12 protein-coding genes are annotated in these 13,758 nt (G+C 40.8%); 1 reads left to right on the plus strand and 11 read right to left on the minus strand.

Going from position 1 to position 13,758, the window contains the following annotated elements:
- Window position 1: 1 nt before the first annotated feature.
- The 4 genes from WDJ61_RS17785 to WDJ61_RS17800 form a co-directional block, all read right to left on the minus strand.
- On the minus strand, window positions 2-727 hold the full coding sequence (locus WDJ61_RS17785; RefSeq protein ID WP_338752192.1) for an ABC transporter ATP-binding protein: 726 nt from the start codon (window positions 725-727) through the stop codon (window positions 2-4).
- A gap of 87 nt (window positions 728-814) precedes the next feature.
- Window positions 815-1,255, minus strand: a complete 441-nt coding sequence (locus tag WDJ61_RS17790; protein WP_338752194.1) for a threonine/serine exporter family protein — start codon at window positions 1,253-1,255, stop codon at window positions 815-817.
- Entirely contained in the window at window positions 1,256-2,032 is a 777-nt protein-coding gene (locus WDJ61_RS17795; protein ID WP_338752196.1) for a threonine/serine exporter family protein, read from the minus strand.
- A 271-nt stretch (window positions 2,033-2,303) separates the two neighbouring features.
- Window positions 2,304-2,987, minus strand: a complete 684-nt coding sequence (locus WDJ61_RS17800; protein ID WP_338752198.1) for a phosphoribosylaminoimidazolesuccinocarboxamide synthase — start codon at window positions 2,985-2,987, stop codon at window positions 2,304-2,306.
- A gap of 154 nt (window positions 2,988-3,141) precedes the next feature.
- Between WDJ61_RS17800 and WDJ61_RS17805 the strand changes: the two genes are divergently transcribed.
- Window positions 3,142-5,004 (plus strand): tetratricopeptide repeat protein, encoded by a 1,863-nt coding sequence (locus WDJ61_RS17805; protein WP_338752200.1) that lies wholly within the window; start codon window positions 3,142-3,144, stop codon window positions 5,002-5,004.
- Window positions 5,005-5,020: 16 nt separating this feature from the next.
- On the opposite strand, the gene WDJ61_RS17810 is transcribed toward WDJ61_RS17805, so the two are convergent.
- The 7 genes from WDJ61_RS17810 to WDJ61_RS17840 form a co-directional block, all read right to left on the minus strand.
- Window positions 5,021-7,288 carry a sensor histidine kinase gene (locus WDJ61_RS17810; RefSeq protein WP_338752202.1) on the minus strand — a complete coding sequence of 756 codons (2,268 nt, stop codon included), beginning with the start codon at window positions 7,286-7,288 and terminating at the stop codon, window positions 5,021-5,023.
- A complete protein-coding gene (locus WDJ61_RS17815) occupies window positions 7,266-7,958 on the minus strand; it encodes a response regulator transcription factor (protein ID WP_338752204.1) in 693 nt (230 codons plus the stop codon). The genes WDJ61_RS17810 and WDJ61_RS17815 overlap by 23 nt, the downstream gene beginning before the upstream one ends.
- Before the next feature lie 131 nt (window positions 7,959-8,089).
- Window positions 8,090-9,844 carry an SIR2 family protein gene (locus WDJ61_RS17820; protein ID WP_338752206.1) on the minus strand — a complete coding sequence of 585 codons (1,755 nt, stop codon included), beginning with the start codon at window positions 9,842-9,844 and terminating at the stop codon, window positions 8,090-8,092.
- Between the two features lie 352 nt (window positions 9,845-10,196).
- A complete protein-coding gene (locus WDJ61_RS17825; protein WP_338752208.1) occupies window positions 10,197-10,610 on the minus strand; it encodes a DoxX family protein in 414 nt (137 codons plus the stop codon).
- 256 nt (window positions 10,611-10,866) lie between these two features.
- The gene (locus WDJ61_RS17830; RefSeq protein ID WP_338752210.1) at window positions 10,867-11,472 is read right to left on the minus strand and encodes a response regulator transcription factor; all 606 of its coding nucleotides are present in this window, start codon (window positions 11,470-11,472) and stop codon (window positions 10,867-10,869) included.
- A 20-nt stretch (window positions 11,473-11,492) separates the two neighbouring features.
- The gene (locus WDJ61_RS17835; RefSeq protein ID WP_338752212.1) at window positions 11,493-12,578 is read right to left on the minus strand and encodes a sensor histidine kinase; all 1,086 of its coding nucleotides are present in this window, start codon (window positions 12,576-12,578) and stop codon (window positions 11,493-11,495) included.
- Between the two features lie 18 nt (window positions 12,579-12,596).
- Window positions 12,597-13,742, minus strand: coding sequence for a DUF418 domain-containing protein (locus tag WDJ61_RS17840; RefSeq protein WP_338752214.1), 1,146 nt, complete (start codon window positions 13,740-13,742; stop codon window positions 12,597-12,599).
- Window positions 13,743-13,758: the final 16 nt, after the last annotated feature.

Raw genomic sequence — 13,758 nt, forward strand, 5'->3', positions numbered from 1 at the left:
CTTAAGCACCTCCATAAACAAGAAAGGCTTCTTCAATCGTTGCCGAATTGGTTTCTTTCTTTAATTCATTCGGCGTACCAATTGCGATAAGAGAGCCATCCCTCATTAATCCTAAACGATCACATTTTTCAGCTTCATCCATAACGTGGGTCGTCACAATCAACGTCGTTCCTTTATCCTTTAATTCGTAAAAAGCACCCCAAATACTTTTACGTAAAACAGGATCAATACCAACAGTGGGTTCATCAAGAATTAGAAGTTCCGGCTCATGAAGAAGGGCAATCGCCAATGAAAGCCTTCTTTTCATGCCGCCAGAATAAGTAGAGACGAGCTTATTGACATGGTCGGTCAACTGCACAATCTCCATCACCTCTTCTATCCTTTGCTGTTGTCTTTTCCCTTGTAATCCATATAACGAAGCAAAAAACTGCAGATTTTCCTTAGCAGACAACTCTCCATATAACGCATCAGACTGCGCCATATAGCCAATCCGCTCCATCAACGCTAATGAAGGCATTTTCTGTTGAAAAAGAAAATTCTCACCCGATGTCGGCAAATCTAACCCGACAAGCTGCTTCACTAGGGTCGTTTTCCCTGCACCAGAAGGTCCTAAAAGACCAAAGATTTCACCACTGTTAATTTGTAGCGTAATATCTTTCAACACTTGGTGCTTTCCAAACGCTTTCGAAACATGTTGAACAGAGACAATATCATTCGACAAATTCATTTCTCTCCCTCCTCATAAATAACAGCGGATAATCACTCATTTTTATTAAAAAAATAGCGGCACGAAAAATTCTATGCCACCCTCTCTTCATTTATTTCTCTGTTGCCTTACATTTGGAATTGTCCGCAGCACTTCTGAAACAATCAGCCCCATCGCAATCGCTCCTGAGATCATGAAGGCTTTAGCAGCCAACGCCAAAGCTGTGTTGTAATCATTTTGGACAAAGCTGCGCATCGCATTGTAGGAAATTCCTCCGGGGACAAGCGGAATAATTCCTGCCACAATAAAAATGATAATCGGCATTTTATATCGTTTAGCATAAATATGACTAATAATAGCAATCATAAAAGCCGATATGCCGGTTGAGAGCACCGCATTGACTCCTTGTTCCCAAAACAGATAATAGATAATCCAGCCAATCATCCCAACAAATCCGCTTATAAGGATTGATTCTTTCGGTGCATTAAAAATAATGCCAAAAGCGGCGGCTGCAATAAAGCTTGTCACTAGCTGTATCACAATATCCATTTAAAATCCTCCATTCTGAAAAAAAGTGATAACTACAGCAATCCCTGTTCCAATCGCAAAAGCAGTCAGAAATGCTTCTGCCCCTCTCGCTAAGCCAGAAATTAAGTGACCTGCCATTAAATCACGCACCGCATTTGTAATCAACAAACCAGGTACAAGCGGCATCACCGAACCGATAATAATTTTATCCAACTCCTTGCCAATCCCCGTCCAGATGAAAAAGTACGAAAGCAACCCAATAATCACGGCCGCTGTAAATTCAGAAAAAAACTTGATCGGCACAAGTCGGTGTAAGTAAATGGCTGCGGCAAACCCTGCTCCCCCCGCAATCATTGCTGGTACAAAGTCATACCACGTACCTTGGAACATCATTACGAAACAACCACTCGAAATAAAAGCAGCTAGGATTCGCACGGGAAGCGAAAAAGCCATTTCAACTTTTTGTAAACTCTTTAATTCCTGATACGCTTGTTCCACTGTTAGCTCACCAGCACTAATCCTTCTCGAAATGCTGTTCACCATACAAACCTTTTGCAAATCGATTGTTCTCTCGGAAATTCGAATGAGCTTTGTCTTCGTCGGCTCTCGTGTCTCAATTGAAAACATGATGCCCGTTGGTGTCACGTAACAATGGGATTCTCTAATACCAAAAGACGTCGCAATTCTCATCATCGTATCCTCTACTCGATACGTCTCAGCACCGCTCTCTAACATCATCTTGCCCGCCAGCAAACTCACATCCATAATGTCGTATTTTTCTTCTAATTGACGTTCCATCGTATCTCTCCATGAGTTTTTTTATCATTATACCCTCCAAAGTGGTTGGACGAAAACAAGCTGCGAATTAATTTTTTTCACTATTATGAATGGGTTTATCGGGAGACGACCGAAATCTGGCCATCGGCGACTGTATTTGTTGTTAAACCGACTGAAACATACTGCTAGGCGACTGATTTTTCGATATGCCCGACCGATTAATAGCCGTTCGCGACTAATCAGTGATTTTCCCATATAAAAAAGGCACCAATGTACGGTGCCTTCCCCTTGATTAGTTCTCTAACATCATTTGTTCTAATTTCAACGGCTCAATATACTCACCTTGTTTATAAGCACGCATATTGCCACCAGAAATTTCGTCAATTAATACGATTTGTCCGTCAGCCAAGCGGCCAAATTCAAATTTAATATCGTATAATTCGATTTCTTTCTTCGCTAACTCTTCTTTCACTGTGTTTGCGATTTTCTGCGTTAACTCTTTCAATACCGCATACTCTTCTTTTGTCAAAATCCCTAACATATCAAGAGCATCTTCTGTAATCGGCGGATCTTGGCGATCATCATCCTTTAATGTCACTTCAACAAAGGCATCTAATGGTTGGCCTTCTTCTGCATACATGCCGTAGCGACGAAGAAAACTTCCAACTGCCCGGAAACGGCAAATAACTTCTAGCCCTTTGCCAAATACAGTAGCCGGCTTCACTGTCATAGTTGCTTCTTCAATATTGGCATCTACATAATGAGTAGGAATCTCTTTTTCTTGTAGAATTTCAAAAAAATGTTTCGTTAAACGAAGCCCTGCACGGCCTACTCCTTCGATCGTTAAGCCAACTGTGTTAGCTCCCGGATCGAACACACCATTTTCCCCAGTGACATCATCTTTAAATTTCAGAAGGTAGTTCCCATCCTCCAATGCATAGACGTCTTTTGTTTTCCCTTTGTAAGTCAGTTTCATCAATAAATTCCCCTTTTACAAATTTTTCGAATCCTTTCTTATTATGCAACAATTTCCTCGAGAAAAAAATGTCTAAATTTCACGTTCCTTGTACTCCTATTGTAGAAATTTGGTATGCTTAAGGAAAAGAGTTGGGAAAGGAGTGGAACAAGCCGTGGATCTGTTAGAAAAAGCTCGAGCCACGAAAGATAGTCAAACAGCCTTAAAATATTACGAACAGCTAGAACATGAGTGCTTTGAAGCGAAAGACTTTGCGGTGTATGCAGAAGGTCTTCACTATACAGGACGAACGAAGGAAGGAATCGCTGTTCTTGAAGAAGGTCTCAAACGTTTTCCAGATGATGCTTACTTAAACGGAGTAACCGGTCATATTTTAAGAGAAGATGATCGCGAAGAGGAAGCCCTTACCTTTTTAAATAAAGCGATCAGTATAGAAGATTATTATTGGTACTATTACACAAGAGCACTCGTCCACCAATATTTAGGCCACATGGATGAAGCATTTGCTGACTATGAAGAAGCCATTAAACGTGAACAGGAGCTCGGTCATCCGCAAGTGAATTCTTCTTGGTATGAATATGGCTGCGTTTTATTTGATAATGGATTTGTCGACAAAGCATTAGACGCTTTTCAACAAGCCGTTCAATCAGAGGAGCATGCCGTCCCTATGTTTTACTACCGTTTAGCGAAAGCCTACGAGGAAAAAGGCGAGCTAGATGCTGCGGTAGAAAGTATGGAGAAAGCTCATCAACTAATTGCTTCTTTCCGGTCAATGGATGATAAAGGCTTGCGACTACATTGGGATCGAGCCCGCTATTCCGCTGATGCCGTACGTACCTTTCAATCGATTATTGAAGCAGGCTTTGACTTTTTGCCAGATTATGCGCAGTTGTTGTTGGAAACTGGTAAAACACAAGAAGCCGAAGAAGCACTGAATGAGGCTATCACTCGCTACCCTGATGCCTTTAGCTTATATATGGAGCGTGGGATTTTTCTATTTGAGCTAGAAAAATATGAAGAAAGTCTTGCGGATTTTCATCGAGCACAAGAGCTGGACTCAGAAGATCCTGATCCCCAGTATTGGCTGAGCCGCGTTCATTATTTCTCCGGAAATTTACGACAAGCACTCGTTCATTGCCATGAATTAGTTAAGCTAGACAGCGAGGATGCAAGCGTCTATAAAGTAAGAGCTCACCTTTACGAAAAACTAGACCGTTGGGAAAAAGCCGAAAACGACTACACCATCTCTCTCGAAAAAGAAGCGGACAACAGGGATCAAACTTTTCGTGAACGAAGCTTTGCTCGCTATCAACAAGGAAAATTTGAACAAGCGTATGATGATTTAAAGCTTGCTTTAGAGGAAAATCCATCCCTTCTTGAATCAAGTGAATTTGCGCTTGATGAAGGAATGGCCTTACTAGCTATGGGATACTTGGATCAAGCAGAAGAAGCTTTTACAAAAGGCATCGAGATTGAGCCTCCTTCTCCCGTCATTTTAGAAAAGCGAGCGCGCTGTCGACTATCTCAAGAGAAATTTCAAGAAGCGCTGGAAGATTGCAATGAAGCGATTGATCTTGCTCCAGAATATGCTATTCTTTATCATTTGAGAGGACTTATCCACCTGCGCATGCAAAATTCGGAAAGTGCCCTCGCTGATATCGAGCATTTTATCGAACTTGTTCCTGGCAACCCTCAAGGCTTTATTACACTTGGGCTCATTTATGAATCTCTTGGGCAAGATGAAGCTGCGGAAGAACTATATAGTATGGCGATCACCATCAATGCTTTTATACCCGAGCCATACTATCGAAGAGCCTTTCTCCGCGCAGAGCAAGGGCTGCTCGATGAAGCCGCCTCCGACTATGTGCAGTGGGTATCTTTATACGGGAAAGAGCTTTCTACGGATATATGGCCTGCCTTGCTTGAACAAATCGAAGACATCGATGAAACCGTCCTCGAACTGGCTTTACAGAAAATCAAACAAACTTACGGAAAAACCCCGCATCTTCTATCATGAAGAGCGGGATTTTTTATCAATAAACTATATCCAATGAAACGGTAACTTTGAACAGGTCGCCGTCTACTTCAATATCTAGCTGCCCTTCATGTAAATCAATGATTGATTTGGCAATAGCAAGCCCTAGACCAGAGCCTTCTGTATGACGAGAACGATCGCCACGCTTGAAGCGCTCAAATAATTCATCAAGATTGTCACCAAGTTCGTATTTAGTCACATTTTTGAACGTGATGACCGCTTGGTTCCCCTCTGTTTTCAGCGAAATATAGACTCTCGTATTCTCCAATGAATATTTCAAAATGTTGCCGATTAAATTATCAAACACACGCCAAATTTTCTGACCATCCACATAAGCGTAGACAGACTCATCTGGATTCGTCACCCGAAAGTGCAAGTCCGATCCATTAATGGACTCACTATATTCTGCTAACGCTTGCTGAAGAAGTTGAACGAGGTCGGCTTTCTCCCTGACCAACTCGGCATTCCCGCTAGCCATTTTTGAAGCTTCAAATAAGTCATCAATCAACACTTTCAACCGCTTCGACTTACGATCAATAATCTCGGTATACGCCGCTCGCTCCTCTTCTGCGAGATTCGGTGCTTTTAACAGCTCTGTATAGGAAATAATCGAAGTAAGAGGTGTGCGCAAATCATGACTGACATTCGTGATCAGCTCTGTTTTCAACCTTTCACTTTTTGCCTGTTCCCTTTGTGAAACCTTTACCCCTTGTTTCAATTTATTCATATCTTCTGCCATTTTCGCGAACACCGATTTCCCTTTGACCGGAAGATCTTGTTCTGGATATCCAGCCGCCACCCTCGCTGTATGTTGAGCAATTTGATTGAAATAAGCCGTACGTTTAAATAGTAGAAAAAGGGTAGGAATGGTAATGCTAAAAAATAATAATAGATACAACATTAATACAGATGGGTAACCATCCCACCATTCGATCACTACGATCGGCACCCCAAGACCAGTAAAAAAGAAAACGGATAGCAAGATAAACAATTGTATGCCCACCGAGCGAACTTCGAATACATTCTTCACTAATTCAATGCTTTTCATAAATAAACTATTCTTCCACTCTGCTTCTAGTCCTGGTCCTTCTTTGATGCGCAGCCATAATAATTTTGCCTGAAAAAGCACAATCAAGGTAGCGTTAGTCGATAAAATGAAGACAAATAACAGATTGGTTACCACATATAAGGGATTGCTATAATTATAAAAGTTCTGATAGCTAGTCAATAATATGAACGCAATAAAAGTCGTGCTCATCAAAGCAAAAATGCTCATATCAGCCGGAACTTTATTATAGTAAGGACTAAATTTCTCAATGATAGCAGCTGGAATCACTGTCATTTTACAGCCAATTAGTATGCTAACAACAAATGCAAGCAGTCCACCAATCACAAATATGACAAAATTCCTTTGTGACCTCTTGAAATAAGAATAATCAGTGATAACCGGAGCAGAATCTCGCACATGCTTGGTGACCCCAATTCTTCCTTCATACGTACCTCCTGTGGTTGTCTGAATTTCTATATTATACCCAGATTCCGCAGTAGCCTCATCCATTACAAAGTAGGTTAGATTTTTATCTGTATACATGGACAAATCATCAATTTCTAAATAATTCGGTGAATTGTACTTACGAACATGCAACATATCCTTATCATTAAACACTTCACTCAGTGAACTTCCAGACAAATTAACATTTGTGTATATTTCACCTGTGGAAGTATTTTTTAAATAATATTTAAAGACTTCCTCATAGTCATCAAACTGACGACGCTCATTTTCGTGCGTCACATAAAATTCATCAGTTGCTTTTTCTTTTTCTGCTTGAATCTTCTTGCGTACGTAGTCATCGCTTTTAAAGTTGTTCGTAATATCTTTAATTTTCTTATCTCTTTCCTCTTCATACACTTTGGCGACTTCTTGATTTTCTGCTAACAGAGCTTCTTGAATCTTCCCAGCATATTGCTCTTTAATCGATGTTACCTGCTCCGATAAGCTACCGTAGCTATTGCGGTATTCTTCAATTTCCTCTTTAGTGACGGTAATTCTTTTCTTCGCTTCTTCTGCAGTTACACTATTAAGCTCATACATATTTAAATCATTAATAAATTCATCAAGTTGACCTTCAAACTGAGGCGTGTCAAAGTAATCTTTTCTCAAATATGTATTCCCATGATGAAGGACAGCAATTACAGCACTTAAACCATACACAAATAATAATAACCAACTAATAAATTTTAGACTATTTTTCCATTTTGTACCCAATCCCCCACACCACCTTTAAATATCTTGGATTCTTCGGATCTATTTCTATTTTTTCTCTTATTTTACGAATATGAACGGCCACTGTATTTTCGGCATTATATCCTGGTTCTTGCCATACTCGTTCATAAATTTCATTAATTGAAAACACACGACCGGCATTCACCATAAGTAGCTCCACAATTTTATACTCGGTCGGCGTCAATTTAACTGCTTCCCCATTGACCGCCACTTCTTTTGCCGATTGATCAAGTGTCAATCCGTTTAAATCAATGACTTGCGTAACTCCTTCATATGTACCCAACCGAACATATCTGCGCAGCTGCGATTTCACTCGCGCCACTAGCTCCATCGGGTTGAATGGCTTGGTGACATAATCATCGGCCCCTACTTGCAAGCCCAAAATTTTATCCGTATCTTCACTTTTTGCACTAAGAATAATGATCGGGATATTTTTTTGTTCGCGAATTTTAAATGTGGTCGCAATCCCATCGAGGCGCGGCATCATCACATCTAGAAGAATGAGGTGGATCGGCTGCTCATTCAATTTTTCAATCGCATCAATGCCATCTTCCGCTTTGATGACGGTTATGCCTTCATTTTTTAAATATATTTCGATCGCATCACGAATTTCTCTTTCATCATCGACAACTAACACATTATATTGGCTCATTTTTCCCCACACTCCTTTCGAAAGTATATCATGTGTTCATTAAGGCCATTGTAACGGGCAGATCTTAATAAAAGGTGAGGATAATTCTTAAGAATTTCTTAAAAAAAAGAACCTGCTTCACAACAGGTTCTTTACGGATTTCCAATATACGCATGAATGAATCCATGACCATTAAATGACTCGTTTTCATCTAAATCTTGGACTAGTTTTTCAAGAGCCGCCATGAACGCTTCTCTGCTTCCATTACAAATGGCTAACACTGGCCAATTGTCATCTTCTCTTCCTTCTTTTAAAAAGCGAATGAGATGTTCGCGGTTGCTATTGAAGCCAAAACGCCCGCAAATATAGCCGCTCTCCTCGCTATGACGATGTTGAATCGCTCGAAGCAATTCAAAAATATCATAATACCGTTCAAACTCGGCTTCATCAAAGGCGAGCTGTGTATCAATGAATACCTGTTTCATATATGGATAAATAAAAACGGTCTCCATCGGCAAGTGATAGGCTTTGTCAGAAGAAACATAGTGAAATAAACGCTCAAGCCCTAATGAAGGAGAGGTATATTTCAAAAATGACAGGTTGTGACTGTAAGGGTCCTGCACTTTCGGACGGGTAAAAAGCAAGCTCAATAGTTGATAATTCTTCTTCATCACCGCAGCAATACCGATGCTATAAAGAGCAGCTTGAAGCGGCATTTGCTGTAAACTAAGGAGATGAGGTTGTCCACGATGTCGTCTTAATCCCGTCAGCCGCTCTAATGTTTGCATGATTAACGCTTCTTGCTCCTCCTTTTTCATATAGTAAGCTAACACGGCGAGCAGCATCGATAACGCTCGGCTTTGCTCTTTGACCATTTGTACTTTTTCCATAACGGATGGCGGAGTAATATGGCCATCGTAATTTTGCGTCACTAAAAACGCCACAAGCTCTTTCGTATGCTCCGTCACCATCTCGCGCAAATCAATTTCTTGATTATCCGTAATATAACGCTTCAGCCGCTTCATTTTAATTTGAATATGCTCTGGGCTTACCCTTTTCACTTTCGATATATTCGATACATTCTCATATAAGTCCGTAAAAAAAGAATCGGCTCCGCGCGTATCAACAATTTTACAAGCATCACGAAATTTAATTAAATCTTCGGCATGAGGAGTTAAGTTTTCAGTAAAGGCATGCCAGTACCACGAATAGCGCCGCCCTTTCACCGATTTAATAATATCCCGCAAAGCCGTATCCCATTCAGCAGACCATCCTGAAACAATCACCCCATATTCATCAAATACCCGATGGATCATCCGTTCCAATGATTCTGAATAGTGGTCCAGTTCATCCGTTACATTTTTAAAACGAGTATCGCGATAATCTCCGTTAATTTTCAAAATTGTACATTGGGCATGAGCTAATGGCTTCATTCCCTCGATATCCGTTTGATGATACACCGTTTGGTACTGAATACTTAGCTCATCAAGCGCATGTTCTAGCAGCCGGTCAAAATTAGTCGTAACAATCACTTTGACATAACCTTTTTGAACTAATTTGGCAATCGCATGATGTGCATCGGTCGGTATCTTTTGCCGCTCTTTGATCTCTTCAGGCGTTGGTTCGAAAAATTCCTTTAACAAGCCATTTCGCTCTGATGATGTTTTCGCCAATATTTCAATTACTTCATTATACAGAGGTGTTCTCCCATATTTTTTCTCATACCATTCCATTGGATCTTCTTCATTGTCACCGCTCACCTGCATCATCCGCCGGCAAAGCTCCCGCAACACCCCACGCCCTGTAGGAATCCCTGCTGCATAAGAAATGCCAGAGCCAAGCAATAATGCATACACGCCTTTATTTGCTTCTACTGAAAAAGCTAACGACAACAACTTCTCATCCACTTGGCGACAGCCTCCTTTCTGAATGAAGTCGTAAAACCTTCAATGTAACTATGTATATTAATCACTTCTCGGGAATATGCGTGAAACCCTCTAAATTTACTTTTATTTAATATGGGAAAATATAGGTTGTGGCGACTAATTGAAGAAAGTGCTGGAAAGTCGGAGAACGGCTTCGTAAGGTCAAAGAAAATGACACAAAGTCAAAGAAATCCATCACAAAGTCAAAGAAATGACCACAATGTCCGAGAAATTGCTCGTAAGGTCAAAGAAACTACTACAAAGTCAAAGAAATTGACGCAAAATCAAAAAAGCCATCCCACTCAATCACAATAGGATGCCTTCTCCACCATTCTTATTTTTCGTTGCTATCTTTACCGATGACCAATTGTCCTAGTGAATAAAGAGAGCTGCCTGCAATGACAAGATAAACAGACATTGCTAGTAAGGCTACATCTAGTTCATAACCCGCCATTTCGCCGTTCCCCATAAATCCAGCTTCTAATTTTACTTTTGAAATCGCTCCAATCATGACAATCACAAATAGAGCAGCAATAATGCGTGTACCTAATCCTAAAATCATTGCTGCACCGCCAACTAATTCAATAGCAGCCACGATGTACGCCATAAAGCTCGGAATGCCAATGCTGTCAAACCAGCCAGCAATATTCTCAATTCCTCCTTGGAACTTTGCCAACCCATGAATGAAAAATGTCAAACCTAAAATTACTCGTAAAATAAGGGCACCTAATTCATGCTTCTTTGTCATATGAAAACTCTCCTTTTTGAACATTAGAATATAATAATCATTTGATTACTTTTCGTAACTTAATTTATATTAAAAATATTATTTCGTCAAGTAACAAATTAAAAAAAGTTAATAATCACTATTCGGACGATTAATTTTTTTAATTTTAAATAAATGATTTTCCCACAAAAAATAACCCTTGAATTGAACCAATGTCGGTCGAATTCAAGGGTTATGCTTTCAAGGCTATTATCTATTTTAAAAAGGCTACTTTTCACTAAATCCAGCCTTTTTCCTCCGCGATTCGTACCGCCTGTTGCCTTGATTCCGTTTCTAGCTTTTGAATCGCAGACGATAAATAATTACGGACTGTCCCGTTTGTTAAAAATAAGGTCTTGGCGATTTGGCCAGTTGTCATTCCTGACTTTGTCAACCTTAACACTTCTTGTTCCCTATCAGTCAAGGGACTGGCTTCGTTTAAAAAAAGAGCAGCAGCGAGATCTGTACTGATCACTCGTTCGCCATTCACCACTTTTCGAATCGTCGCAATTAAAAAGTCGATCGGTTCATCCTTCAACAAATACCCTTCCACTTTCAGATTCATCGCTTTTTGCAAGTAGCCGGGACGAGTAAACGTTGTGACAATAATGATCTTACAAGAACTGCCTTGCTCCCGCAGTCTCTCTGCGATTTCTAGACCAGTAACATAAGGCATTTCAATATCAAGTAAGCACACGTCCGGCTGTTTCGCCTCAATCGCCGCTAATGCTTGTTTGCCGTCCGCTACCTCGGCAACGACTTCAATATCGTCCTCTAATTTTAGCAATGAGGCCATTGCACCGCTTAGCATTTTCTGATCTTCTGCCATGACTATGCGTATCATCTCTTCTCTTTCCTTTCTTCCTAAACTGGGACTTTCAATGTCACTACGACACCACCGTTTGATCCTTCTTCAATAACCGCCTGGCCGCTAATCAATTTCATTCGTTCCTTCATAGATGACAGGCCATTGCCACTCGATATTTGCTTTAGCCCCACGCCATTATCAATTAGCTGGAGAAATACGAAGCTACCTTCATTCGTAACCGTTAACTGACAACTGCTCGCCTGACTATGCTTCATAATATTCGTCACAGCTTCTCTAATGGACAACGCCGTCATCGTTTCATTTAGCTTTGACAATGATATATTGAGAACCTTGTTGTTGACTTCAAAGTTCACACCAGCAGCATCCAGTGCTTTTTCTGCATATTGCAACTCTTGTTCTAATGACACCCACCTCATCGTCTCCACCATTTCTCGCACTTGTTTCAGTGCCGTCCTTGACGTATCACGAATATCCGTCAGCTCCTGCTTAGCCTGATCGACATCTTTTTCCATGAGCCTCATCGTTAATTCACTTTTTAGTTTAATCATCGTTAACGTTTGGCCAAGGGTATCATGAAGATCCCTTGCAATTCGGTGGCGCTCCTCTTCTTGAATCAGACGTTCATTCGTATCGTTTAACTCTTGCTTCAAATGTTCGGCCTGCTCGTTTGCAAAGATCACGATCGGCAATGCTAGCAGAATCATCATGATAGGCAATTCAACTGTTTGCAAAAAAGCTGTCGGGTTGCCATCAACCACTCCATGTACGGTAAAAAACATCCCCACGATCGCGGCCATTCCAACAGCTATATGCCGCTTCGAACGAGAGCGTCCTAATAAATCAGCAAAAATACCACCATAAAGAAGCAGCCAACTGTCCATCAACACACCTAGTATAGTAAGCACAATGAACCCTAATAAACACGCAGCCAGGAGTCGCCCATCCCGATGCCATAGCGCGATATAAAAGGCAAACAAAAACACCACAAATAACAATAGATTGCCCGTTAAGCCGATGATGCTTTCCGTCGTCACCATATAATAAAACAAAAAAGCGATAGCGATGACGTCAATCAGTAAGTATTTCTCCATTTGATCAGACGGATATATTTTATTTCTCATAAAGTATTGCCCCCAACATTACATCTTGATTAGGCGAGTAACATATTTGCGCGCCGTCTCCATCGGGCCAAGTGAAAATTTTCTCAACCAAAGTGACGCAAAGGTAAGCTGAAACACAACGATCAAAAGCCAAATAATGATCACAGCAAGCCCCTCTACTTTTCCACCAAGCCCCAAGCCCCAGCCGTAAAAAAGCGTCGTTCCTAAAATATTTTGCAATACATAACAAGTTAGTGACATCTTGCCGGCTTGTTCGAGCCGCTGCCATAACCAATAACGTTGATTTTTTTCCACAAGCCAAGCAATCAGCCCGATATAGCCGAGCGATAACATCGGTGCAAATAAATAACGAACGGGAAAATCAAAGGCACCCCCTGGCACGAAAATAAGCAAATTTAGCGGCAAACCGACAGCAAGCCCCCATTTCAGCATGCGCGCTCGCCACATTTTCCCCGTTTGATCTGGAGCAAACGCACCTTTTCTCATCAGAGTGACACCGAGTAAAAACAAAAAGATATTCATCGGAATCGTAAAGATCGCTTCTCCTCTTAACCAAAGAAAATTGTTCGTTCGGTATTGAACCTGCTCGAGCCAACTGCCTTCTTTATAAAGTTGGACTATCTCCTCCATATTTCCAAGTGAAATATTGGCACCTTGTAAATTGGCAGATACTGTACTAACCAATATAAGCACAATCATTATTACATGAAAGCTTCCCGTCCCAATCATCGCTCTTTTTATCGCACGATCTCCCCGCTTCACAATGAAAGCAACAATCATGGCTGTGACACCATAGCTCATCAAAATATCATACTCCATCACAAGAACGAAATGGATCAAGCCTTCCATAAGCAAAATCAACGATGCCCATAAATATACACCTGGCCACGCCGCTTTCCTGCGCAAAGACTGTTGATATTTCATCTCTAAACCGACACCGAACATGATCGTTAATAAACCAAGCATCTTTCCATTCACTAAAAACAAAACAAACAGCCGGATGAAATCATCGAAAGAAGCCCACCACTCATTATGATCAATCGTTAAAAGATAGGATAAATCTCCAAGGTAAGCAAATATCCAAATATTCGTTCCTAATGTCCCCAACACCGCAAACCCTCTTAAAATATCAAGAAGCCGAATCCTTTTTGTTGTAACTTCCACTCTGATCTCCTCATCT

The sequence above is a fragment of the Bacillus sp. FJAT-52991 genome (genome assembly GCF_037201805.1).
In the GTDB taxonomy this organism is placed as follows: Bacteria; Bacillota; Bacilli; order Bacillales; family Domibacillaceae; genus Bacillus_CE; species Bacillus_CE kandeliae.